The organism is Streptomyces griseus subsp. griseus (assembly GCF_003610995.1).
Taxonomy (GTDB): domain Bacteria; phylum Actinomycetota; class Actinomycetes; order Streptomycetales; family Streptomycetaceae; genus Streptomyces.
Map to the genome: position 1 here is coordinate 3,174,761 of NZ_CP032543.1, position 23,540 is coordinate 3,198,300.

Annotated in this window: 17 protein-coding genes and 3 rRNA genes; 3 read left to right on the forward strand and 17 right to left on the reverse strand. The window is 68.1% G+C overall.

Going from position 1 to position 23,540, the window contains the following annotated elements:
* Positions 1-191: 191 nt before the first annotated feature.
* Together D6270_RS14290 and D6270_RS14295 are read left to right on the forward strand one after the other, a co-directional pair.
* Positions 192-968 carry an ECF subfamily RNA polymerase sigma factor, BldN family gene (locus tag D6270_RS14290; protein ID WP_026241604.1) on the forward strand — a complete coding sequence of 259 codons (777 nt, stop codon included), beginning with the start codon at positions 192-194 and terminating at the stop codon, positions 966-968.
* Positions 969-1,218: 250 nt separating this feature from the next.
* Positions 1,219-2,445: a DUF5667 domain-containing protein gene (locus D6270_RS14295; RefSeq protein ID WP_109165045.1), complete on the forward strand. Its 1,227-nt coding sequence runs from the start codon at positions 1,219-1,221 to the stop codon at positions 2,443-2,445.
* Positions 2,446-2,509: 64 nt separating this feature from the next.
* Here the strand turns inward: D6270_RS14295 and D6270_RS14300 are convergent, their stop codons facing one another.
* From D6270_RS14300 to D6270_RS14380, 16 genes are all read right to left on the reverse strand, one after another.
* On the reverse strand, positions 2,510-3,607 hold the full coding sequence (locus D6270_RS14300; protein ID WP_109165044.1) for a lysophospholipid acyltransferase family protein: 1,098 nt from the start codon (positions 3,605-3,607) through the stop codon (positions 2,510-2,512).
* Between the two features lie 15 nt (positions 3,608-3,622).
* Positions 3,623-4,711 (reverse strand): NAD-dependent epimerase/dehydratase family protein, encoded by a 1,089-nt coding sequence (locus D6270_RS14305; protein WP_109165043.1) that lies wholly within the window; start codon positions 4,709-4,711, stop codon positions 3,623-3,625.
* 171 nt (positions 4,712-4,882) lie between these two features.
* Positions 4,883-4,981: a 30S ribosomal protein bS22 gene (locus D6270_RS14310; RefSeq protein WP_003948845.1), complete on the reverse strand. Its 99-nt coding sequence runs from the start codon at positions 4,979-4,981 to the stop codon at positions 4,883-4,885.
* A gap of 152 nt (positions 4,982-5,133) precedes the next feature.
* Complete coding sequence (locus D6270_RS14315) at positions 5,134-5,346, reverse strand: helix-turn-helix domain-containing protein (protein WP_015609302.1); 213 nt, start codon at positions 5,344-5,346, stop codon at positions 5,134-5,136.
* Positions 5,347-5,475: 129 nt separating this feature from the next.
* The gene (locus D6270_RS14320; RefSeq protein ID WP_109165042.1) at positions 5,476-6,291 is read right to left on the reverse strand and encodes a phosphatase; all 816 of its coding nucleotides are present in this window, start codon (positions 6,289-6,291) and stop codon (positions 5,476-5,478) included.
* 102 nt (positions 6,292-6,393) lie between these two features.
* Positions 6,394-7,566 (reverse strand): acetoin utilization protein AcuC, encoded by a 1,173-nt coding sequence (locus tag D6270_RS14325; protein ID WP_109165041.1) that lies wholly within the window; start codon positions 7,564-7,566, stop codon positions 6,394-6,396.
* On the reverse strand, positions 7,535-8,740 hold the full coding sequence (locus tag D6270_RS14330) for an MFS transporter (protein WP_109167445.1): 1,206 nt from the start codon (positions 8,738-8,740) through the stop codon (positions 7,535-7,537). The genes D6270_RS14325 and D6270_RS14330 overlap by 32 nt, the downstream gene beginning before the upstream one ends.
* Before the next feature lie 57 nt (positions 8,741-8,797).
* A complete protein-coding gene (locus tag D6270_RS14335) occupies positions 8,798-9,442 on the reverse strand; it encodes an HAD family hydrolase (protein ID WP_109165040.1) in 645 nt (214 codons plus the stop codon).
* A gap of 71 nt (positions 9,443-9,513) precedes the next feature.
* Positions 9,514-9,630: ribosomal RNA gene (gene rrf, locus D6270_RS14340) — 5S ribosomal RNA — on the reverse strand.
* A gap of 77 nt (positions 9,631-9,707) precedes the next feature.
* Positions 9,708-12,832, reverse strand: a 23S ribosomal RNA gene (locus tag D6270_RS14345).
* A gap of 298 nt (positions 12,833-13,130) precedes the next feature.
* Positions 13,131-14,656 (reverse strand): 16S ribosomal RNA (locus tag D6270_RS14350).
* Together the 16S, 23S and 5S rRNA genes form the textbook arrangement of a ribosomal RNA operon.
* A 735-nt stretch (positions 14,657-15,391) precedes the next feature.
* Positions 15,392-16,201, reverse strand: a complete 810-nt coding sequence (gene proC / locus D6270_RS14360) for a pyrroline-5-carboxylate reductase (protein ID WP_109165039.1) — start codon at positions 16,199-16,201, stop codon at positions 15,392-15,394.
* Positions 16,202-16,301: 100 nt separating this feature from the next.
* Positions 16,302-17,105 (reverse strand): ABC transporter permease, encoded by an 804-nt coding sequence (locus D6270_RS14365; RefSeq protein WP_109165038.1) that lies wholly within the window; start codon positions 17,103-17,105, stop codon positions 16,302-16,304.
* Positions 17,102-17,905 carry an ABC transporter ATP-binding protein gene (locus tag D6270_RS14370; protein WP_109165037.1) on the reverse strand — a complete coding sequence of 268 codons (804 nt, stop codon included), beginning with the start codon at positions 17,903-17,905 and terminating at the stop codon, positions 17,102-17,104. The genes D6270_RS14365 and D6270_RS14370 overlap by 4 nt, the downstream gene beginning before the upstream one ends.
* A gap of 299 nt (positions 17,906-18,204) precedes the next feature.
* The gene (locus D6270_RS14375) at positions 18,205-18,738 is read right to left on the reverse strand and encodes a hypothetical protein (RefSeq protein ID WP_109165036.1); all 534 of its coding nucleotides are present in this window, start codon (positions 18,736-18,738) and stop codon (positions 18,205-18,207) included.
* 56 nt (positions 18,739-18,794) lie between these two features.
* Complete coding sequence (locus tag D6270_RS14380) at positions 18,795-19,133, reverse strand: SH3 domain-containing protein (protein ID WP_109165035.1); 339 nt, start codon at positions 19,131-19,133, stop codon at positions 18,795-18,797.
* A 134-nt stretch (positions 19,134-19,267) separates the two neighbouring features.
* Between D6270_RS14380 and D6270_RS14385 the strand changes: the two genes are divergently transcribed.
* A complete protein-coding gene (locus tag D6270_RS14385) occupies positions 19,268-21,448 on the forward strand; it encodes a protein kinase domain-containing protein (RefSeq protein ID WP_109165034.1) in 2,181 nt (726 codons plus the stop codon).
* 175 nt (positions 21,449-21,623) lie between these two features.
* Here D6270_RS14385 and ilvD read toward each other — a convergent pair whose 3' ends face one another.
* Positions 21,624-23,474, reverse strand: coding sequence for a dihydroxy-acid dehydratase (gene ilvD, locus D6270_RS14390; protein ID WP_109165033.1), 1,851 nt, complete (start codon positions 23,472-23,474; stop codon positions 21,624-21,626).
* Positions 23,475-23,540: the final 66 nt, after the last annotated feature.

The window sequence follows — 23,540 nt, forward strand, 5'->3', positions numbered from 1 at the left end:
GTCACGATGTGCTGCTCGATGCGTCACTTAGCGATATAAGAAACGACGTAATCGATGATTTAGACAACTGGGTGTAGTGCCGCCTGCACGAAGCGTTATTCTCCTCAGACGCATCACGGAGACCGCCGCTCGCTACGACGAGTGACGTTTTTCGAACTGCTCGTGATGGAAGCTCTGCCTCTGGGAGTCCCGTGTACCCACACGTCGGGGTTGACGCCTCGGGCCTGGCTACGCTGCGCGCATCGGTCATTGACCGCCTGCGCGGCTTCGTCCCCACCGCGTACGCCGTCCCCGCCTTTGCCACCCCTGCACCTGCCGGCCCCTGCTACGCCATGGCCGAACGCAGTGCGGCGGTCGGAAGACGCAGCACCCGCGCCGCCTCGACCACGTCGACCGTCCGCCGTCCCACGGCGGACAGCGACAGCGCGCGCATGATGGATCTCGTCGAGCGCGCGCAGGCCGGCGAGGCCGACGCCTTCGGCCGCCTGTACGACCAGTACAGCGACACCGTGTACCGGTACATCTACTACCGCGTGGGCGGCAAGGCGACCGCGGAGGACCTCACCAGTGAGACCTTCCTCCGCGCGCTGCGCCGTATCTCCACGTTCACCTGGCAGGGCCGCGACTTCGGCGCCTGGCTGGTCACCATCGCTCGCAACCTGGTCGCCGACCACTTCAAATCCAGTCGGTTCCGACTGGAAGTGACCACCGGCGAAATGCTCGACGCCAACGAGGTGGCGCGCTCCCCCGAGGACTCCGTCCTGGAGTCCCTCTCCAACGCCGCACTGCTCCAGGCCGTGCGCCGACTCAATCCACAGCAGCAGGAGTGCGTCACCCTGCGCTTCCTCCAGGGACTCTCGGTCGCCGAGACGGCCCGGGTGATGGGGAAGAACGAGGGCGCGATCAAGACCCTGCAGTACCGCGCCGTCCGGACGCTCGCCCGGCTCCTGCCGGACGACGCCCGCTGACCCGAGCCACCGACCCCGACCCCCGATATCCGCCGTATCCGATGTCCGTAAGTGACCGTCCCCTCACGCACTGGTCCGATCATCTTTCGTGCGTAACCCAAGTGCCGCGGCGCTCGTTGTGCCGGTTGCAGGCCCCCTGTCGTCACCCCATGTCCGTAGCCACTCACTCCATCGAGTGGAAACGTTCAAGGTGTGCAACCTTCCGGACCGCCAGGGGAGTCGACCGTCATGACGAGAGGAGGTGCCGCCAGTGATCGCAAACGTTTCGGCACACCGGCGGGCGAACGCCTTCGCCCAGGCCCTGGAGGAGCAGACCCCCCAGGGTGCGGCGGCCGTACAGCCCGAGGAGCCGGCCGACCAGGCCGACCGCGGACCGCTGTTGGCCTTGGCGAACGGCCTCGGTGAGCTACCGAAGCCGCAGTTGGACCCCGAGGTCAAAGTGGTGCAGCGAGCCCAGCTCGTCGCGGCCATGGAGGCCATGTTCGCCGAGGGCGGCGCATCGACGGGCCCTACGGTGCCCGTGCAACGGGGCAAGGGGGCCCACCGGGCCTCGCCACTGCGCAAACTGCGTCCCCGCTCCCGCTGGGCGAAGGGGCTCACCGCCGGTGGCCTCACCGTGGGTGTGGCAGCCGGGGCATTCGGCGGAGTGGCCGCTGCCAGCTCCGACGCCCTGCCCGGTGACTCGCTGTACGGGCTGAAGCGCGGGATGGAGGACATCAGCCTCGGCATGACCAAGGGCGACGCAGGCCGCGGCGAGGCCTACCTCGACCAGGCGTCCACCCGGCTCAGCGAGGCCCGCAGACTCATGGAGCGCGGCCGCGTCGGCGAGCTGGACCACGAGTCCCTCGGCGCCGTCAGACGCGCGCTCAACGGCATGTCCCACGACGCCTCCGAGGGCCACCGTCTGCTCCACGCCGCCTACCAGCGCGACGGCTCCATCGGCCCCATCCAGACCCTGGACACGTTCTCCCGCTCGCACCGCGCCACCTGGAGCAGCCTCCGCGACCGGCTCCCCGTCCAGCTCACCGACATCCGCGACCAGGTCAGCTCCGTCTTCGAAGCCATAGAGGACGACGTCGCCCCGCTCCAGTCCCTCCTCCCCCGCCCCCCGGGCGGCAGCGAGGACACCGGACGCACCGACACCACCACCCCGGACACCGGATCCCCCCGGACCGACGACCCCGCGCCCGCGCCCCCCTCCCAGTCCGAGGGCCGCACCGACTCCAGCACCGCACCGAAGCCGTCCGGCCCCTCGGGCTCCTCCGGCTCCTCCGACGCGACCCCGGACGACGGCCTCCTCGGCGGTACGGACGGACTGCTGGACGAGCTCCCCACGGACGGGCTCACCCAGCCGTCCCCGGAGGGCCGCCCCAGCACCTCGCCCCGCCCCGCCCCCGACGTCACCCTCCCCCCGCTGCTCCCCGGGCTCCTCCCCGGCCTCGGGATCGACGGGGAGAACCTCAAGCCCAAGCCGTAGGCCCTGCGTCGGAGGGGGCCGGTACGCGATCAGCGCACCGGCCCCCTCTCGCGTACCCGAGCCCTCAGAAGAAGACCGACCGGCGCTGCACCAGCAGCTTGTACAGCGTGTGCTGGATCTGCTCGCGCACCTGGTCCGTCAGGTTGAACATCAGCATCGGGTCCTCCGCCGCCTCCGGCGGATAGCCGTCCGTCGGGATCGGCTCACCGAACTGGATCGTCCACTTCGTCGGCAGCGGCACCGCACCCAGCGGCCCGAGCCACGGGAACGTGGGCGTGATCGGGAAGTACGGGAAGCCCAGCAGCCGCGCCAGCGTCTTCGCGTTCCCGATCATCGGGTAGATCTCCTCGGCCCCCACGATCGAGCACGGCACGATCGGCGCCCCCGCCCGCAGCGCCGTCGAGACGAACCCGCCCCGCCCGAACCGCTGGAGCTTGTACCGGTCGCCGAACGGCTTGCCGATCCCCTTGAACCCCTCGGGCATCACCCCGACGATCTCGCCGAGCTCCAGCAGCCGTTGCGCGTCCTCCGCACAGGCCAGCGTGTGCCCGGCCTTACGCGCCAGCTCGTTGACGACCGGGAGGTGGAAGACCAGATCGGCGGCGAGCAGCCGCAGATGGCGCTCGGCCGGGTGGTTGTCGTGCACCGCGACCTGGAGCATCAGCCCGTCCAGCGGCAGCGTCCCGGAGTGGTTGGCCACGATGAGCGCCCCGCCCTCCGACGGGATGTTCTCGATCCCCTTCACCTCGACCCGGAAGTACCTGTCCGCCAGCGGCCGCAGCGCCGACATCAGGACCTGGTCGGTGAGCTCCTTGTCGTAACCGAACTCGTCGACCTCGTAGTCGCCGGTCACCCGGCGCCGCAGGAACGCGAGCCCGCCCGCGATCCGCCGGTCCCAGCCGCCACCGGACCCATCCGGGGAAACCTCCTGGGCCCCCGGGGACTGCCGGGGCTCCTGTGCCCCCGCCGCAGCCCCCTCCGCAGCCTCCGGAGCGCTCTCCGAAGGCTCGGGGAGCCGGCCGCCCGGCAGGGCGCTCACAGGGGCCGTGGAGCCGTCGCCCCGCCCACCGCTGCCGCTCCCGGTCCGGCGCCGGGCCGGACGCGAGCCGCCACCGGACCGCGAACGGTCGTCGTCGAACGGAATGACCTTGGCGTCCGCCATCGTGACCGCGCTCCTCTACCTGGCGCCGTGAGTCGTCTGTACCGCACCGGTCCCGCGCTCCCGCGGCCCGGCACCTCCCGGCAGCGGCAGCTCCGCCAGCCGGTCCACCGCCCTGCCCACCGTCTCCGGCGGCAGCAGCCCCGGCCCCCGGCTCCGCGCGAACTCCGCGAAGGTCTCGGCCGTGGTGAACTCCGGCCGGAAACCGAGGGTCTCGCGCATCTGCACGGTCGAGACCACCCGGCCGTGGGTCAGCAGCCGGATCTGCTCCGGCGAGAAGTCGGTCATCCCGATCGTACGGAGCGCCGAGCCGACCCAGGTGACGGCGGGCAGCAGCAGGGGCACGGTCGGCTTCCCCAGCCGCCGCGAGCACTGGGAGAGCAACAGCACGCCGTCCCCGGCGATGTTGAAGGTCCCGCTGTTCAGCGTCCCGCGCCGGGGCTCACCCGCGGCGATCCGCAGGACGTCGACGACGTCGTCCTCGTGCACGAACTGGAGCCGGGGGTCGTAGCCGAAGACGGTCGGCAGGACGGGCAGCGACAGATAGTCCGCCAGCGGCGAGTCCGGGTACGGCCCCAGGATGTTGGCGAACCGCAGCACACAGACCGCGACGTCCGGGCGGCGCCGGGCGAAGCCCCGTACGTACCCCTCGACCTCCACCGCGTCCTTCGCGAACCCGCCGCTGGGCAGCGACTTGGGCGGGGTGGTCTCGGTGAACACCGCCGGATCGCGGGGCGCCGACCCGTACACGCTCGTGCTGGACTTCACCACGAGCCGCCGCACGGTCGGCGACTTCTGACAGGCACCGAGCAGCTGCATGGTGCCGATGACGTTGGTCTCCTTGACCGCCGTCCGGCCGCCGGCGCCGAGCGCCTTGCCGGAGACGTCCAGGTGCACGACCGTGTCGACGGCGTACTCGGCCAGGATCCGCGCCAGGGCGGACTGCCGGATGTCCGCGCGCACGAACTCCGCGTCGCCCAGCGGATGCGAGGGCGCGACCGCGTCCACGGCGATCACCCGGTCCACACCCGGCTCCCGCTGGACGCGCCGGACGAAGCGGCCACCCAGCTGCCGGGCCACTCCTGTGACGAGGACGACCTTCCCCAAGACCAGCGCCTTCCGTCGGACCGGGAAGCGGTACCTGCTTCCCGCGGTAACTTCCCTGGCCGTCACCGTAGCGGGTGGACGCCGCCCTGTGACGACCCCATGCCCCGAAACGCACCGCAGCCCTCCCGCCGGAACGGCGGGAGGGCTGCGGATCTCACGAACTGCGTTCGCTTACTTCTTGTTGCGACGCTGAACGCGCGTGCGCTTGAGCAGCTTGCGGTGCTTCTTCTTGGCCATCCGCTTGCGCCGCTTCTTGATAACAGAGCCCACGACTACCCTCGCTCACTTCATCTTCACTGGTGCGGGGCGTCTGGGCCCACACGACCTACGTCGGCCTAGCCTACCCGCCACCGGGTGAGGGACGTAATCCGAGGGCAGACCCCAGGCGTCCGACGGCCTTCCTCGGCGTTCCGAAGGCGGCCTCAGGCTGATTCCACCCCCACAAAGGACTCGCGGAGATACGCGTGAACCGCTTGCTCCGGCACCCGGAAGGACCTGCCCACCCGGATCGCCGGCAGATGACCGCTGTGCACCAAGCGGTACACGGTCATCTTCGACACTCGCATGACCGAGGCGACTTCCGCCACGGTCAGAAACCTGACCTCGTTGAGAGGCCTCTCGTTGTCAGCAGCCATGACCCACCTGTACCTTCCGCACCGGACGCGCACCGGCTTCCCCTCCGGTGACTCTTCGTCGCTGTGCGCTCACTCCCCAGATTAGGGGCGGGTGGTGCGAGTGGGGAAGAGGAGGGACGACCAGGCCACTTACGACGACAGGCCCGCCCGGTGGAGCACGTAGCGCGTCAGCGGCCGGTAGTAGTGCGACCGGACCCCGTCGTCGAGAGGCACGACGACCGAAACCCGCCCCTCGGCCTCGCCGACGAAGAGCGCGGGATCGTCCGTATCCGCCGGCCCGATCGCCTCGATACCGAGCTGACCTGCACCGCAGACCCACCCGTGATCCCCGATCACCAGCTCCGGAAGCACCCCGTACCGCTCCGCCGCGTCCTGGAGCGCCATCCGGACCGGCAGCGGCGAATGCGTATGCGCGCCGGTTTCACCACCCGAGGGCCGCCCCCCGGGCTCGCGGACCAGCGCGACCCCCCGAACGTGGTCGAGACGGTACGTGCGTACGCCGAACCGGGTCGTCATGTCGATAGATCGCCCCTGCGCGGGGGTGAGGACAGGACATCCCGCCGACGACAAGGCGTCTGCCAGCCCGGCGTAGAACCCCAGCAGCCGGTGCGGATGCCCGGTCCCCAGCAGCACCGGGGCCCGCAGCGACGCCGCCCGCCCCAGCCGCTCCGCGAACGCGTCCAACGCCGCCACCGTGCGCTCCGGATCGATCGCGTCCGGACCCGACACATGCGCGGGGTCGGCCGAGACCCCGCACCGCTCCGCCATCAACCGCAGGACGTCCGGCTCGTCCCAGGCCCGCTCGGGCGCGAGCCCGAGCATCACCCGCGGATCGCGCGCGGCGAACAGCCGGTAGCTGCGCAGACTGTTCTCGCGCGAGGTGGCCACGGGCCCGGCCAGCCGGGCCGCCAGCAGATGGGCGCGTAACGCCCCGGTGCTCAACACCCTGGGGATGCTGCCGTACGGGCCCCCTCCGGCGGGCCGGATTCCCCGTACGCCCCACCGTTGGCGTAACGCACGGCACAATGCCCACCCGGTACGCCGGACTCAGGCGAGCAGCCCCCGCAGCGGAAAGGCCGCCTTACGGGTGGCGATGACGGCCTGGTCCAGCCGGTCCGCCGGGTCGTACCCGTCCTCCCAGGACTGCCAGGAGGGCGTACGCCCGTCGGTCATCCGGCCGGGGCCCAACTGCCGTGTACGGGCGTAGACAAGATCACGCCACGACGGCGGCACCACGGACTCCGGATCGACGGGCGCGTGCGCGGCGATCCCCACCAGATGCGTCCACGACCGGGGTACGACGTCCACCACCGCGTACCCGCCCCCGCCGAGCGCCACCCACCGCCCGCCCTCGGCGTACTGGTGGGCCAGCTCGTGACAGGACTCCATCACCGCCCGCTGCGCGTCCAGCGAGACGGCGAGATGGGCGAGCGGGTCCTCGAAGTGGGTGTCGGCCCCGTGCTGCGTGACGAGCACCTGGGGCCGGAACTCGGCCAGCAACTCGGGTACGACGGCGTGGAAGGCCCGCAGCCACCCGGCGTCCCCGGTCCCGGCGGGCAGCGCGAGGTTCACCGCGGAACCCTCGCCCGCCCCGGCCCCGGTCTCCTCCGGCCACCCGGTCTGCGGAAAGAGGGTCCGGGGGTGCTCGTGCAGGGAGATGGTCAGCACCCTCGGGTCCTCCCAGAACGCGGCCTGCACCCCGTCCCCGTGGTGGACGTCCACATCGACGTACGCGACCCGCTCGGCGCCGAGCTCCAGCAGCCGGGCGATGGCCAGGGCCGGATCGTTGTAGATGCAGAACCCGGCGGCCGCGCCCGGCATGGCGTGATGCAGCCCCCCGGTGAAGTTCACGGCGTGCGCGGTCTCCCCCCGCCACACGGCCTCCGCGGCCCCGACCGACAGCCCGGCGATCAGCGCGGACGCCTCGTGCATCCCGGTGAACGCCGGATCGTCGACGGTGCCGAGCCCGTAGTCCTGGTCGGCGGCCCGGGGATCGGCGGAGGCGGCCCGTACGGCGGACACGTAGTCCTGCCGGTGCACGAGCCGCAGGGTCGAGTCCCCCACGGCCTTCGCCGCCCGCAGATCCACCACCTCGTCCAGCCCGAACGCCCGCACCAGCCCCATCGTCAGGGCCAGCCGGACCGGGTCCATGGGGTGGCTCTCCCCGAAGTCGTATCCCGTAACTGCGTCATCCCACATCAGCTGTGTGCGGCCGCTCATGCCCGCCACCGTATCGGGCGGGCTCCGACGCGAACGAGCGGGCGTACACCAGTGTCGCCAGCACCAGAACCATCGGTACGAGCATGGCCCCCCGGTAACTCCACGCATCGCCCAGAACCCCGACCAGCGGCGAACCCACCAGGAACCCGACATAGTTGAAGATATTGAGCCGGGCCACAGCGGCATCGCTGTTCCCCGGGAACAGCCGCCCGGCCGCCGCGAAGGTCTGCGGCACGATCACACAGAGCCCGAGTCCCAGCATGGTGAATCCGGCCATCCCCACCCAGGCCCCCGGCGCCCCCGCCACCACCGCGAACCCCCCGGCCGCCAGCAGACTCCCGCCCCGCACCACGGCCGCAGCCCCGAACCGCCGCACCCCGAGGTCCCCGACGGCCCGCCCCAGCAGCGTCGTCACCATGTAGACGTTGTACGGAAGCGTCGACATCTGCTCCGAGCTGCCGAGCACGTCCTGGAGGTACTTGGCACTCCAGTTGGAGACGGTCGAGTCACCGATGTACGCGAAACACATCACCAGGCAGAGCGGCAGCAACAGCTTGAAGGAGACAGCCCCACTCCCCGCCTTCAGGGAGTCGGCACCGCCCGCGTCCGGACTTCTTCCCTCCGTGTACCACCGGCTGCCGAGGAGCGCGGCCGGCAGCAGGACGGCCACCACAGGCAGGTAGGACGCGAACAGCGACAGATCCCAGCGCGCCCCGACCCACGCCAGCGACGCCCCGGCGATCCCCCCGAGGCTGTACGCGGCGTGGAACCCGAGCATGATGGAGCGCCCGTACGCCCGCTGAAGGCTGACGCCCATCATGTTCATCGAGGCGTCCAGCGCCCCGACCGCCAGCCCGAAGACCCCGAGCGCCACGGCGATGTGCCAGAGCTGGCGCCCGGCGCCCACCCCCAGCAGGGAGAGCAGGACGAGGGGCTGCGCCCACCGCAGGACGACACCGGGCCGCACCCGCGCGACCACCTTCTCGGTGAGTACGCTGCCGACGCCCGCCAGGATCGGGACAGCGGCCAGGAAGGCGGGCAGCAGCCCGTCGGATATCCCGTACTGGTCCTGAAGGGCGGGGATACGTGTCACCAGGAGCGCGAACGCCACCCCCTGGACGCCGAAGCTGAGCGCCAGTGAAGCCCTGCCGTGCCGCAAGCCCCGATCGGTCATGCCCGCGTCTGTCATGGCCGCGAGCGTAAGCCCAGCATCTACCCATGGGTAGATGGATCAGGCGAGCAGTTCCGGGAGTTGGGCCATGTCCGAGAAGTGACCGGTCACCCCGGTGAGCCGGTCGGCGGGCATCATGGACGTGAACCCGTACACGTCCATCCCCGCGGCCCGGGCCGCCTCGACCCCGAGCGGGCTGTCCTCGATGACGACGCACCGCTCCGGCGCGACGCCCATCCGCTCGGCGGCGTACAGGAACAGGTCCGGCGCCGGCTTGCCCCGCCCGACATCCTCCGAGCTGAAGATCCACTCCTCCTCGAACCACTGGTCGAGTCCGGTCCTGCGGTGCCCGACCCGGATCTTCTCGTGGCTCCCGGAGGAGGCGACGCAGTAGTCGACCCCGTCGGCGACGAGCTTGCCGAGCAGCTCCTCGGCCCCGTCCACCGCCACCAACTCCCGCTGGAAAGCGGCAAAGGTGCGGGCGTGGAGGGTGTCCTCGAAGTCCGCGGGAAGCTTCTCGCCACCCCGTTCCTCGACGAGGTCGTGCACCCGGTGCACGGCGGCCCCCATGTAGTCGCGGAGGGACTCCTCGTACGAGGTGGGGTGCCCGAGCTCGGTGAGGTAGCCGGCGAGGATGGTGTTGGCGATCGGCTCACTGTCGACGAGCACACCATCGTTGTCGAAGATGACCAGTTCGTAGCGCATGGTTCGACCCTAGACGTTCGGAACGCAGAAAAGCCCCGCACCATACGGTGCGGGGCTTTCCCGGAAAAATTGTTCGGCGGCGTCCTACTCTCCCACAGGGTCCCCCCTGCAGTACCATCGGCGCTGAAAGGCTTAGCTTCCGGGTTCGGAATGTAACCGGGCGTTTCCCTAACGCAATGACCACCGAAACACTATGAAATTAGAACACCGGACAAAAACACGGCCGTTCGTTATTTCAGAACTAACACAGTGGACGCGAGCAACTGAGGACAAGCCCTCGGCCTATTAGTACCAGTCAGCTCCACCCCTTACAGGGCTTCCACATCTGGCCTATCAACCCAGTCGTCTACTGGGAGCCTTAACCCTTCAAGAGGGTGGGAATACTCATCTCGAAGCAGGCTTCCCGCTTAGATGCTTTCAGCGGTTATCCTTTCCGAACGTAGCCAACCAGCCATGCCCTTGGCAGGACAACTGGCACACCAGAGGTTCGTCCGTCCCGGTCCTCTCGTACTAGGGACAGCCCTTCTCAATATTCCTACGCGCACAGCGGATAGGGACCGAACTGTCTCACGACGTTCTAAACCCAGCTCGCGTACCGCTTTAATGGGCGAACAGCCCAACCCTTGGGACCGACTCCAGCCCCAGGATGCGACGAGCCGACATCGAGGTGCCAAACCATCCCGTCGATATGGACTCTTGGGGAAGATCAGCCTGTTATCCCCGGGGTACCTTTTATCCGTTGAGCGACAGCGCTTCCACAAGCCACTGCCGGATCACTAGTCCCGACTTTCGTCCCTGCTCGACCCGTCGGTCTCACAGTCAAGCTCCCTTGTGCACTTACACTCAACACCTGATTGCCAACCAGGCTGAGGGAACCTTTGGGCGCCTCCGTTACTCTTTAGGAGGCAACCGCCCCAGTTAAACTACCCATCAGACACTGTCCCTGATCCGGATCACGGACCCAGGTTAGACATCCAGCACGACCAGAGTGGTATTTCAACGACGACTCCACAACCACTGGCGTGGCCGCTTCAAAGTCTCCCACCTATCCTACACAAGCCGAACCGAACACCAATATCAAACTATAGTAAAGGTCCCGGGGTCTTTCCGTCCTGCTGCGCGAAACGAGCATCTTTACTCGTAGTGCAATTTCACCGGGCCTATGGTTGAGACAGTCGAGAAGTCGTTACGCCATTCGTGCAGGTCGGAACTTACCCGACAAGGAATTTCGCTACCTTAGGATGGTTATAGTTACCACCGCCGTTTACTGGCGCTTAAGTTCTCAGCTTCGCACACCCGAAAGTGCACTAACCGGTCCCCTTAACGTTCCAGCACCGGGCAGGCGTCAGTCCGTATACATCGCCTTACGGCTTCGCACGGACCTGTGTTTTTAGTAAACAGTCGCTTCTCGCTGGTCTCTGCGGCCACCCCCAGCTCAAGCAGCACGTGCTATCACCAGGAATGGCCCCCCTTCTCCCGAAGTTACGGGGGCATTTTGCCGAGTTCCTTAACCATAGTTCACCCGAACGCCTCGGTATTCTCTACCTGACCACCTGAGTCGGTTTAGGGTACGGGCCGCCATGAAACTCGCTAGAGGCTTTTCTCGACAGCATAGGATCATCCACTTCACCACAATCGGCTCGGCATCAGGTCTCAGACATCATGCACGACGGATTTACCTACCGTGCGTCCTACACCCTTACCCCGGGACAACCACCGCCCGGGCTGGACTACCTTCCTGCGTCACCCCATCGCTTACCTACTACAAGTCTGGTTCATCGGCTCCACCACTACCCTCAACTCCGAAGAGATCGGGCCGGCTTCACGGACTTAGCATCGCCTGATTCAGTACTGGGCGTTTCAAAGCGGGTACCGGAATATCAACCGGTTGTCCATCGACTACGCCTGTCGGCCTCGCCTTAGGTCCCGACTTACCCTGGGCAGATCAGCTTGACCCAGGAACCCTTAGTCAATCGGCGCACACGTTTCTCACGTGTGTATCGCTACTCATGCCTGCATTCTCACTCGTGAACCGTCCACAACTCGCTTCCGCGGCTGCTTCACCCGGCACACGACGCTCCCCTACCCATCCCAGCCCCCGTTGGGGGTACATGCTGGAATGACACGACTTCGGCGGTACGCTTGAGCCCCGCTACATTGTCGGCGCGGAATCACTTGACCAGTGAGCTATTACGCACTCTTTCAAGGGTGGCTGCTTCTAAGCCAACCTCCTGGTTGTCTCTGCGACTCCACATCCTTTCCCACTTAGCGTACGCTTAGGGGCCTTAGTCGATGCTCTGGGCTGTTTCCCTCTCGACCATGGAGCTTATCCCCCACAGTCTCACTGCCGCGCTCTCACTTACCGGCATTCGGAGTTTGGCTAAGGTCAGTAACCCGGTAGGGCCCATCGCCTATCCAGTGCTCTACCTCCGGCAAGAAACACACGACGCTGCACCTAAATGCATTTCGGGGAGAACCAGCTATCACGGAGTTTGATTGGCCTTTCACCCCTAACCACAGGTCATCCCCCAGGTTTTCAACCCTGGTGGGTTCGGTCCTCCACGAAGTCTTACCTCCGCTTCAACCTGCCCATGGCTAGATCACTCCGCTTCGGGTCTAGAGCGTGCAACTCAAACGCCCTATTCGGACTCGCTTTCGCTACGGCTTCCCCACACGGGTTAACCTCGCTACACACCGCTAACTCGCAGGCTCATTCTTCAAAAGGCACGCAGTCACGACTGACAGCACAAGTGCTGCCAGCGACGCTCCCACGGCTTGTAGGCACACGGTTTCAGGTACTATTTCACTCCGCTCCCGCGGTACTTTTCACCATTCCCTCACGGTACTATCCGCTATCGGTCACCAGGGAATATTTAGGCTTAGCGGGTGGTCCCGCCAGATTCACACGGGATTTCTCGGGCCCCGTGCTACTTGGGTGTCTCTCAAACGAGCCGTTGATGTTTCAGCTACGGGGGTCTTACCCTCTACGCCGGACCTTTCGCATGTCCTTCGCCTACACCAACGGTTTCTGACTCGTCTCACAGCCGGCAGACTATGAAAGAGAGATCCCACAACCCCGTAAGCGCAACCCCTGCCGGGTATCACACGCATACGGTTTGGCCTCATCCAGTTTCGCTCGCCACTACTCCCGGAATCACGGTTGTTTTCTCTTCCTGAGGGTACTGAGATGTTTCACTTCCCCTCGTTCCCTCCACACTGCCTATGTGTTCAGCAGCGGGTGACAGCCCATGACGACTGCCGGGTTTCCCCATTCGGAAACCCCCGGATCAAAGCTTGGTTGACAGCTCCCCGGGGACTATCGTGGCCTCCCACGTCCTTCATCGGTTCCTGGTGCCAAGGCATCCACCGTGCGCCCTTAAAAACTTGGCCACAGATGCTCGCGTCCACTGTGCAGTTCTCAAACAACGACCAGCCACCCACCACCCCGTCCTTGCGGACGAGTTCACCGGGGCCGGAAAGAAGGCAGCCATCACGGCCATACCTTCAGACACCCAACAGCGTGCCCGACCCGACGATCCGTTCACCACGTTCCACGCCGAAGCAGTACTAGTGACCAACAAACCATCGTGCCGAATAGTCAACGTTCCACCCATGAGCAACCAGCACCGAACACTCGCCGGTGTACTGGCCTCTGACCAAACCAGGTTTGGTAAGAAGTGCTCCTTAGAAAGGAGGTGATCCAGCCGCACCTTCCGGTACGGCTACCTTGTTACGACTTCGTCCCAATCGCCAGTCCCACCTTCGACAGCTCCCTCCCACAAGGGGTTGGGCCACCGGCTTCGGGTGTTACCGACTTTCGTGACGTGACGGGCGGTGTGTACAAGGCCCGGGAACGTATTCACCGCAGCAATGCTGATCTGCGATTACTAGCAACTCCGACTTCATGGGGTCGAGTTGCAGACCCCAATCCGAACTGAGACCGGCTTTTTGAGATTCGCTCCGCCTCGCGGCATCGCAGCTCATTGTACCGGCCATTGTAGCACGTGTGCAGCCCAAGACATAAGGGGCATGATGACTTGACGTCGTCCCCACCTTCCTCCGAGTTGACCCCGGCAGTCTCCTGTGAGTCCCCATCACCCCGAAGGGCATGCTGGCAACACAGAACAAGGGTTGCGCTCGTTGCGGGACTTAACCCAACATCTCACGACACGAGCTGACGACAGCCATGCACCACCTGTATACCGACCACAAGGGGGGCACCATCTCTGATGCTTTCCGGTATATGTCAAGCCTTGGTAAGGTTCTTCGCGTTGCGTCGAATTAAGCCACATGCTCCGCTGCTTGTGCGGGCCCCCGTCAATTCCTTTGAGTTTTAGCCTTGCGGCCGTACTCCCCAGGCGGGGAACTTAATGCGTTAGCTGCGGCACCGACGACGTGGAATGTCGCCAACACCTAGTTCCCAACGTTTACGGCGTGGACTACCAGGGTATCTAATCCTGTTCGCTCCCCACGCTTTCGCTCCTCAGCGTCAGTAATGGCCCAGAGATCCGCCTTCGCCACCGGTGTTCCTCCTGATATCTGCGCATTTCACCGCTACACCAGGAATTCCGATCTCCCCTACCACACTCTAGCTAGCCCGTATCGAATGCAGACCCGGGGTTAAGCCCCGGGCTTTCACATCCGACGTGACAAGCCGCCTACGAGCTCTTTACGCCCAATAATTCCGGACAACGCTTGCGCCCTACGTATTACCGCGGCTGCTGGCACGTAGTTAGCCGGCGCTTCTTCTGCAGGTACCGTCACTTTCGCTTCTTCCCTGCTGAAAGAGGTTTACAACCCGAAGGCCGTCATCCCTCACGCGGCGTCGCTGCATCAGGCTTTCGCCCATTGTGCAATATTCCCCACTGCTGCCTCCCGTAGGAGTCTGGGCCGTGTCTCAGTCCCAGTGTGGCCGGTCGCCCTCTCAGGCCGGCTACCCGTCGTCGCCTTGGTAGGCCATTACCCCACCAACAAGCTGATAGGCCGCGGGCTCATCCTTCACCGCCGGAGCTTTCAACCCCGTCCCATGCAGGACAGAGTGTTATCCGGTATTAGACCCCGTTTCCAGGGCTTGTCCCAGAGTGAAGGGCAGATTGCCCACGTGTTACTCACCCGTTCGCCACTAATCCACCCCGAAAGGCTTCATCGTTCGACTTGCATGTGTTAAGCACGCCGCCAGCGTTCGTCCTGAGCCAGGATCAAACTCTCCGTGAATGTTTACCCGTAATCGGGTGCACACACACGAGAGCGGAACAACCGGTCGGAATAAGACCCGTTGTTCACAGCGTCCTCGCTGTGTAATTGCCTACCGTCACCGAAGTGAGCCGGTAGGACTTTCAAAGGAACCACCAACCTGCCGAAGCAGGCCGGGGTATCAACATATCTGGCGTTGACTTTTGGCACGCTGTTGAGTTCTCAAGGAACGGACGCTTCCTTCGGTCCCGTATCACCGGGGCCCTCCGGGCGCTTCCCTTCGTGTTTCTTTGTCTTGCTGTCCTGCGTTTCCGACTCTATCAGACTCTTTCGTGTCCGATTCCCGGTCGAAGCGGGTCAAGCGGGTTGCTTTCCAGGTTCTTCGCTTTCGCGTTTTCCCTTTCCGGCGATTCCGACTCTATCAGATCCTCTCGGGCCTGATTCCCAGTCAGCGGGGCTTGTCTTCCCGGCTGTTGGGCCGTTCCGACGAGTGAGACTTTAGCGGATTCCTGGCCCCCGACGCTAATCGGGGTGCGTCCCTTCGAACGCGGATTCCTCATTTCGCGAATACGCACGAAAAAGCATGCGACACGAGGTCGCTACTGGTCGTGGTCACTGCGGAATGGCTGTCCGGGGACCGACCGAGGTCGGCGCTCACGTCGGACAACTCGGAGCACATTACGGTTCCGGTTCGGGTGTGTCAACCCCCGGCCTGCGGTGCTGCGGCCGGGGGTCCGGGTGGTGGCTCGGGGACGGTCAGCCGTTGCCGGAGGCCAGTTCGCGGCTGCGGTCGCGGGCGGCTTCGAGGGCGGCGATGAGGGCGGCCCGTACGCCGTGGTTCTCCAGTTCGCGGATGGCGCTGATCGTGGTGCCGGCGGGGCTGGTGACGGCCTCGCGGAGCTTGACCGGGTGTTCGCCGCTGTCCCGGAGCATCACGGCCGCCCCGATGGCTGCCTGGACGATGAGGTCGTGGGCCTGGGTACGGGGCAGGCCGAGCAGGATGCCGGCGTCGGTCATGGCCTCGACCAGGAAGTAGAAGTAGGCGGGGCCCGAGCCGGAGAGGGCGGTGGCCGCGTCCTGCTGGGACTCCGGGACGCGCAGGGTCTTGCCGACGCCGCCGAAGATCTCCTCGGTGGTGGTGAGGTGTGCGCCGGTGGCGTGGTGGCCCGCCGAGATGACGGACATGCCCTCGTCGACCAGGACCGGGGTGTTGGGCATGACCCTCACGACCGGGGTGCCCGCGGTGAGGCGGTCCTCGATGAAGGCGGTGGTGATACCGGCGGCGGCGCTGATGACCAGGCGGTCGGCGCTGACGTGGGGGGCCAGTTCGTCGAGGAGCTTGCCCATGTCCTGCGGCTTCACCGCCAGGATGAGGATGTCCGCGCCCTTGGCCGCCTCGGCGTTGCTGACCGACTCGACTCCGTACCGCGTGTGCAGTTCCTCGGACCGCTCGCTGCGACGGGTGGTCACCAGGAGGTCGGCCGGTCGCCAGCCCGCCCGGATCATGCCGCTGAGGAGGGCCTCGCCGATCTTGCCGGTGCCGAGGACTGCGACTGTCTGGGTCATGCGTTCACCCTCCGGGCGGTGCTCAGGTTCGGGGTCAGGGGCGTGGCTGCCGCCCCTCACGTCATCCTCGCACCGGGGCCCCGGGTCATGCGGTGGTGTCTCAGGGCGTGCGGCGGCGCAGGGTGATCGCGCCCAGGCAGAGGACCAGGAGTGCGCTTCCCGCCACCACCGCGATGTCCCGGAGGAAGTCGCCGGTGAGGTCGGGGTGGTGGAGGACCTGGTTCATGCCGTCGACGGCGTACGACATGGGGAGGACGTTCGAGATCGCCTCCAGGACCGGGTGCATCTGGTCGCGCGGGATGAACAGGCCGCAGAGCAGGAGCTGCGGGAAGATCACCGCCGGCATGAACTGGACGGCCTGGAACTCGGAGGCGGCGAACGCCGAGACGAACAGGCCCAGCGCCGTGCCGAGCAGGGCGTCGAGAAGTGCGACCAGGAGCAGCAGCCACGGTGAGCCCATGACGTCCAGGCCGAGCAGCCAGACGGAGACGGCGGTGGCCAGGGCCGACTGGACCACCGCGATCGCGCCGAACGCGAGGGCGTACCCGGCGATCAGGTCGCCCTTGCCGAGCGGGAGGGCGAGGAGGCGCTCCAGGGTGCCCGAGGTGCGTTCGCGCAGGGTGGCGATCGAGGTCACCAGGAACATCGTGATCAGCGGGAAGATGCCGAGGAGCGAGGCCCCGATCGAGTCGAACGTGTCGGGGGCGCCGTCGAAGACGTAACGGAGCAGCGTGATCATCGCGACCGGGACGATCAGGAGGAGGGCGATCGTGCGCGGGTCGTGGTGGAGCTGGCGCAGGACCCGGGCGGCGGTGGCTGTCGTACGGGAGGGGGTCAGGGGCCGCCGGCCCGTGGATGGAGCTGTGGCGGTGGTCCCGGTGGGGGGCGCTGTGGGGGTGGTCATGGTGTGGGCTCCTCGGGTCGGTTCGCCTCGTCGACCAGGTGGAGGAAGGCCTCCTCGACCGTCTCCGTGTCGGTGCGGGTGCGGAGTGCGTCGGGGGTGTCCTCGGCGAGGATGCGGCCCTCGCGCATCAGGAGGAGGCGGTGGCAGCGTTCGGCCTCGTCCATCACGTGGGACGAGATGAGGAGGGTGGCGCCCCGGTCGGTGGCCAGGCGGTGGAAGAGGTCCCACAGGTCCCGGCGGAGCACCGGGTCCAGGCCGACCGTCGGTTCGTCCAGGACCAGCAGGTCGGGGGTGGAGAGCAGGGCGACGGCCAGTGAGGCGCGGCCGCGCTGGCCGCCGGAGAGGGTGGCGGCCAGCGCGTCGGCGTGGCTGGTGAGGTCCACGTCCTCGATGGCGCGTGCCACTGCGGCCCGGCGGGTGTCCCGGTGGGCGCGGCCGGGGTGCAGGACGGCGGCGAAGTAGTCGAGGTTCTGGCGGACGGTGAGGTCCGTGTAGACGGAGGGCGCCTGGGTGACGTAGCCGATGCGGGCGCGCAGGGCCGGGGCTCCGGCGGGGTGGCCGAGGACGGTGAGCGTGCCCGTCACCTTGGCCTGGGTGCCGGCGACCGCGCGCATGAGGGTGGTCTTTCCGCAGCCCGAGGGGCCGAGGAGGCCGGTGATGGTGCCGGGTTCGAGGGTGAAGTCGAGGGCGCGCAGGACGGTGCGGTCGCCTCGTACGACGGTGAGGTGGCGGGCCTCGACGGTTGGGGGTGGGCGGTCTCCTCCGGGGTTGCCCGGTTCACTCCGTTCGTAATTCATCATGTGATGAATTACAGGCCTGGGTGGGCCCCGTCGTCAAGGGGGGGGCGGGGAGTGTCGGGGCTCGCGAGCGGTACGGGGGTGTGCGGTCCGGCCCGTGCGGTGGGCGCGCGGACCGTGGCCGTGCCGCTTCTCCGGCCTCGGTGGCGGCGGGCGGCCCGGGTGCGGCCCGGGCTCCGCCTGCTGGTCTTCGCGGAACGCGCCTGGGTGAGGGGACGGGCAGCGGGAGGAGGCGGTCCGCTCGGCCCCCTGACGTCACCCGTGACGTCAGGAGCGTTCCCGCGCAAGGGGTCTTCCGCGCGTCAGCGGCGCTTCGGGCGCTTGCGGGTCGCCGGGTTGCCCGTGCGGGTCGCGCGGCGCTTCTCGAACTGGGCGCGGGCGCTCTCGTACTCCGCGCGGCGCAGCTTCTCACCCGGAGCCTCGATGAACGAGCGGAAGAAGTAGGCGAGCAGCGAGCCGATGAAGCCGATCGACTTCAGGCCGCGCAAGGTGTCCTCGCGGGCCGGGTCCTTGGGGCGGGCGCCGAAGCCCTCCCAGGTCTTGCGGAACGCGATGGCGCTGCAGACCGCGAACATCACGATCACCAGCATCCCGACGAGGCTGCCGACCTTCGCGATCTCCAGGCCCTCGAAGGCGAAGCGCAGGACGAAGCAGGCGCCCACGGCGGTGGCAAGCGAGCCGACGGCGACGCCGACGCGGCGCAGGCCGTAACCGCCGTCGTGGTCGACCCAGGTCGTCCCGAAGAAGCGGATCGGCTCAGGCTGCGGGCCGGGGGGTGTGCCCTGGGGCATGCCCGGGGCAGTGGAGGTGCCGGGTGTTTCGCTGTTCTCGCTCACGGGGTCGATTATCCCCGGGCGGGGGCACCCCGTGAGCGAGCGGCTCGGCGGTCCGGTCAGTCGCAGCGCGGAGCGACGTAGCCGTCGCTGCCCGTGTGGACGTAGGTGTCGGAGATGAACTCGCCGTTGGCGATGTTGCACCAGAGGTTCGACGTGCCGTACGGGCCGGTGACCCGCTCCCCCGGCTTCTGGCAGTAGATCGGGACCTTCATCCCGACCGGGAGCGTCCGCACGATCCGGTAGCTGGTACCGGGGCCGGTGCGGACGTTGACCCGGTAGCCGGGGGCGATCGGGTATCTGTGCGAAGAGGCCGGTGTCGCGGCGGCGGTGGTGTTCTCTTCCGGTGCCGCTGCCGCTCTCGCCGCCGCGTCCGTGGTCTGCTCGTCAACGCCCATGAGGGCCTCCCCCGTCGAAGAACGATGTGTACGAAGCCGTACGAGGCGCAGGCTAACAACCCCCACGCCACTCGCACGCACCATCGACTAGGCTCCGTGCGTCGCGCTTGCGCATCAACACACGGGGGTGGGCGATGCCGCCGCTGCCAGGGGCCGGAGCGCATCCGGAAGCGGAGTTTCCGGAATATGCGGGTACCTACCGCCTTGAGGCATGTCTCGGCTCGGGCGGCATGGGCGTCGTCCATCTGGCCCGGTCCGCCTCCGGGCTTCAGCTCGCGGTGAAGGTGGTGCACCGGCCGTATGCGGCGGACCCCGAGTTCAGGGCCCGCTTCCGGCAGGAGGTGGCCGCCGCTCGGCGGGTCAGCGGGGCGTTCACCGCGCCGGTCGTGGACGCCGATCCGGAGGCCGTACGGCCATGGATGGCCACCCTGTACGTCCCCGGGCCGACCCTCGCCGAGCAGGTGAAGCGGAACGGGCCGCTGGCCCCCGCCGAGCTGCGCAGGCTGACCGCCGGGCTGGCCGAGGCGCTGCGGGACATCCACCGGGCCGGTGTCATCCACCGCGACCTCAAGCCCAGCAACGTGCTGCTCTCCGACGCGGGCCCGAAGGTCATCGACTTCGGGATCTCGCGTCCGTACGACAGTGATCTGCGCACCGAGACCGGCAAGCTGATCGGCTCGCCGCCCTATATGGCGCCCGAGCAGTTCCAGCGGCCGCGTGAGGTGGGGCCGGCGGCCGATGTGTTCGCGCTGGGGGCGGTGCTCGTCCACGCGGCGACGGGGCGGGGGCCGTTCGACTCGGACAGCCCGTACATCGTGGCGTACCAGGTGGTGCATGACGAGGCGGATCTGAGCGGGGTGCCGGAGGATCTCGCGGAGCTGGTGGGCCGGTGCCTGGCGAAGGACCCGGCCGCGCGGCCGACCCCGGACGAGGTGATGGCGGCGCTGCGGCCGCCGTCGTACGAGGCCGCCGCGTTCATACCGGCCCAGCGGCGGCCGGCGGCGGTCACGCGGGCGGTGGAGGACGCCGCCGAGCGGGCGGGCGCCGAGGACGCCACGCATGTGCGTGGGGCGGTCCCCCGCCGGTGGTGGCGGCCGACGCGTGGGCGGCTGGTCCTCGCGGCCGCGTTGCTTCTGGTGGTGGCGGGGGCGGGTGCCGGGGGGTTCGCGCTGTGGGGCGGTGACGGGGGTGGTGACGGCGGGGCTGCCGCGGCCGCGGAGCGTACGACAGAGGAGAAGGCGGCGGAGGACGCCGCCTTCTCGCCGTGGAGGACCACGCTGCGGACCTCCGGCAGCGCCACGCCGGTCTGCGCCTCCGCCGGGGCGGGCGCGGCCCTGTACTGCGCGGTGGCGGGGACCGGGACCGCGCGGATCGACCCGGCGAACGGGCGCGTGGTCTGGTCGGACCGGAACACCGCGCTCCGTGACGCCTCGGCGCCCATCGTCTCGGGCGGGGTGGTGCTGTCGGCGGGGCCGGACGGGAAGCTGCGCGCGTACGACCCGGTGAAGGGCGTCCCGGTCCGGGAGACCGGCCTCTCCGCCAGCCCCGGCTCCGCGTTCCCCGCCGGGTCCACGCTGCTGGTCGTCGCGGACGACGGCACGGTGACGGCGCTGGACGGCGCGAGCGGGGTGGAGCTGTGGGAACACCCGCTGAAGGGGCACACGCGGCCGGACTTCGGGCTGTACGACGAGGCGTCCGGCCTCGTGTACGCCGCCGAGCACTCGGCGGCCGGCACCTCGACCCTGGTGACCGCCGTGGACGCGGCGAGCGGGCGGGCGGCGTGGCAGCGGCGGCTGGACGGGATGCTGACGCCGGTCTCCACCGCCGGGGCCGGGGAGCTGGTCCTGACGGAGATGAACGCGGACATGCAGACGGTCGGGCTGGTGCGGTACGCGCCCGGGAAGCGGACGGCCGACCGGATCGCGCTGCCGTTCCGGCTGGACGAGCCGCAGGTGGTGATGGGCGGGGACGCGGCGTATCTGCTGGCCCGGGGCGGCTCGCTGGTGGCCGTGGACACGGCGGCGGGCGGCGGGAAGGCCGAGCTGTGGCGGCTGGAGACCGGGGTGGGGCGGGGGTCCGCGCCGGTGCTCGGGGAGGGCGGGCACCTGTACTTCTCGGCCGCGGACGGGCGGCTGCTGGCCGTCGACACGGGGCGGGGGACGTTGGTGGGGCAGACGCGGGCGCGGTTGAGCGGGGGGAAGCTGACGTACGCGTCCGACCTGCCTGCGCCGGTGGCGGCGGGGCGGGTGGTCGTGGGGACGGCACCGGACGGGTCGGTGTTCGCTGTGGATGGGGTGGAGCCTGGGGGTTGGTAGGGGACGGGTACCGGGTGGCGGGGTCCACCCGGGGCCCTGCCCCGCGCCGGTGCCCCTCAAGCGCCGGAGGCGCTGGGATGGGGCGCACCGGCGCCGGGGGCTGGAGGGTGCGGGTGCCCCAGGCGCTCGGCGAAGGGGAGCCGGAAGCGGCTCCCCCAGTCCCCGCCCCCAGATGTCAGCCCAGCTTTGAGATGTCCCTGACCGCGCCCCGGTCCGCGCTCGTCGCCATCGCCGCGTAGGCGCGCAGCGCCGCCGAGACCTTGCGTTCGCGGGACTTCGGGGCGTACACGCCGTTGAGCGCGGCACGGCGGGTGGCCAGTTCGGTGTCGTCGACCAGCAACTCGATCGAGCGGTCCGGGATGTCGATGCGGATGCGGTCGCCGTCCTCGACGAGGGCGATCGTGCCGCCGGAGGCCGCCTCGGGTGAGGCGTGGCCGATGGAGAGGCCCGACGTACCGCCGGAGAAGCGGCCGTCGGTCACCAGGGCGCAGACCTTGCCCAGGCCCCGGCCCTTGAGGAAGGACGTCGGGTAGAGCATCTCCTGCATGCCGGGGCCGCCGCGCGGGCCCTCGTAGCGGATGACGACGACATCGCCCGGCTGGATCTCCTTGCGGAGGATCTTGTCGACCGCCTCCTCCTGCGACTCGCAGACGACGGCCGGGCCCTCGAAGGTCCAGATCGACTCGTCGACACCGGCCGTCTTCACGACGCAGCCGTCCACGGCGAGGTTGCCCTTGAGGACGGCGAGGCCGCCGTCCTTGGAGTAGGCGTGTTCGACGTCGCGGATGCAGCCGCCCGCCGCGTCCAGGTCGAGGGTGTCCCACCGCTCGGACTGGGAGAAGGCGGTCGCGGAGCGGACGCAGCCGGGGGCGGCGTGCCACAGTTCGACGGCCTCGGGGGACGGGGAGCCGCCGCGCACGTCCCAGTTCTTCAGCCACTCGGCGAGGGTGTCGGAGTGCACGGAGTGGACGTCCTCGTTGAGCAGTCCGCCGCGGTGCAGCTCGCCGAGGAGGGCGGGGATACCGCCGGCGCGGTGGACGTCCTCCATGTAGTACGTACCGCCGGGGGCGACGTTCGGGGCGACCTTGGACAGGCACGGGACGCGGCGCGAGACCTCGTTGATGTCGTCCAGGTCGTACGCCAGCTCCGCTTCCTCGGCGGCGGCCAGGAGGTGGAGGATCGTGTTGGTGGAGCCGCCCATCGCGATGTCGAGCGCCATGGCGTTGTCGAACGCGGCGCGGGTGCCGATGGAGCGCGGCAGGACCGTCTCGTCGTCCTGCTCGTAGTACCGCTTGGTGATCTCGACGACCGTGCGGCCGGCGGTCTCGTACAGCGCCTTGCGGGCGGTGTGGGTGGCGAGGACCGAGCCGTTGCCGGGGAGGGAGAGGCCGAGGACCTCGGTCAGGCAGTTCATCGAGTTGGCGGTGAACATGCCGGAACAGCTGCCGCAGGTGGGGCAGGCGTTCTCCTCGATACGGAGGATGTCCTCGTCCGAGATGGACTCGTCGACCGCGTCGCTGATCGCGTTGACCAGGTCGAGTTTTCGCACGGTGCCGTCGACGAGGGTGGCCTTGCCGGCCTCCATCGGGCCGCCGGAGACGAAGACCGTCGGGATGTTGAGGCGCATCGCGGCCATCAGCATGCCCGGGGTGATCTTGTCGCAGTTGGAGATGCAGATCAGCGCGTCCGCGCAGTGCGCCTCGACCATGTACTCGACGGAGTCGGCGATCAGGTCGCGGGAGGGCAGGCTGTAGAGCATGCCGCCGTGGCCCATCGCGATGCCGTCGTCCACGGCGATGGTGTTGAACTCACGCGGGACCGCGCCCGCCGCGAGGATCGCCTCCGAGACGATCCGGCCGACCGGGGCGAGGTGGGTGTGGCCGGGGACGAACTCGGTGAACGAGTTGGCGACCGCGATGATCGGCTTGCCGATGTCCGCGCTCGCTACGCCCGACGCGCGCATAAGGGCGCGCGCGCCCGCCATGTTGCGTCCGTGGGTGACCGTGCGGGACCTCAGCTGGGGCATCGTCGCTCGCTCCTTCGGCAGGGGTGCTGCCTCCGACAGTTACGGAAAGACTGTCTTCGAGCGTAC

Bases quoted from the DNA above. Each gene is read 5' to 3' on its own strand.
- D6270_RS14300 (WP_109165044.1), bottom strand. From the start codon at position 3,607: ATGGCGGACGCCAAGGTCATTCCGTTCGACGACGACCGTTCGCGGTCC.
- D6270_RS14325 (WP_109165041.1), bottom strand. From the start codon at position 7,566: ATGAGCGGCCGCACACAGCTGATGTGGGATGACGCAGTTACGGGATAC.
- D6270_RS14365 (WP_109165038.1), bottom strand. From the start codon at position 17,105: ATGACCACCCCCACAGCGCCCCCCACCGGGACCACCGCCACAGCTCCA.
- proC (WP_109165039.1), bottom strand. From the start codon at position 16,201: ATGACCCAGACAGTCGCAGTCCTCGGCACCGGCAAGATCGGCGAGGCC.
- ilvD (WP_109165033.1), bottom strand. From the start codon at position 23,474: ATGCCCCAGCTGAGGTCCCGCACGGTCACCCACGGACGCAACATGGCG.
- D6270_RS14335 (WP_109165040.1), bottom strand. From the start codon at position 9,442: ATGCGCTACGAACTGGTCATCTTCGACAACGATGGTGTGCTCGTCGAC.
- D6270_RS14330 (WP_109167445.1), bottom strand. From the start codon at position 8,740: ATGACCGATCGGGGCTTGCGGCACGGCAGGGCTTCACTGGCGCTCAGC.
- D6270_RS14315 (WP_015609302.1), bottom strand. From the start codon at position 5,346: ATGGCTGCTGACAACGAGAGGCCTCTCAACGAGGTCAGGTTTCTGACC.
- D6270_RS14380 (WP_109165035.1), bottom strand. From the start codon at position 19,133: ATGGGCGTTGACGAGCAGACCACGGACGCGGCGGCGAGAGCGGCAGCG.
- D6270_RS14385 (WP_109165034.1), top strand. From the start codon at position 19,268: ATGCCGCCGCTGCCAGGGGCCGGAGCGCATCCGGAAGCGGAGTTTCCG.
- D6270_RS14370 (WP_109165037.1), bottom strand. From the start codon at position 17,905: ATGATGAATTACGAACGGAGTGAACCGGGCAACCCCGGAGGAGACCGC.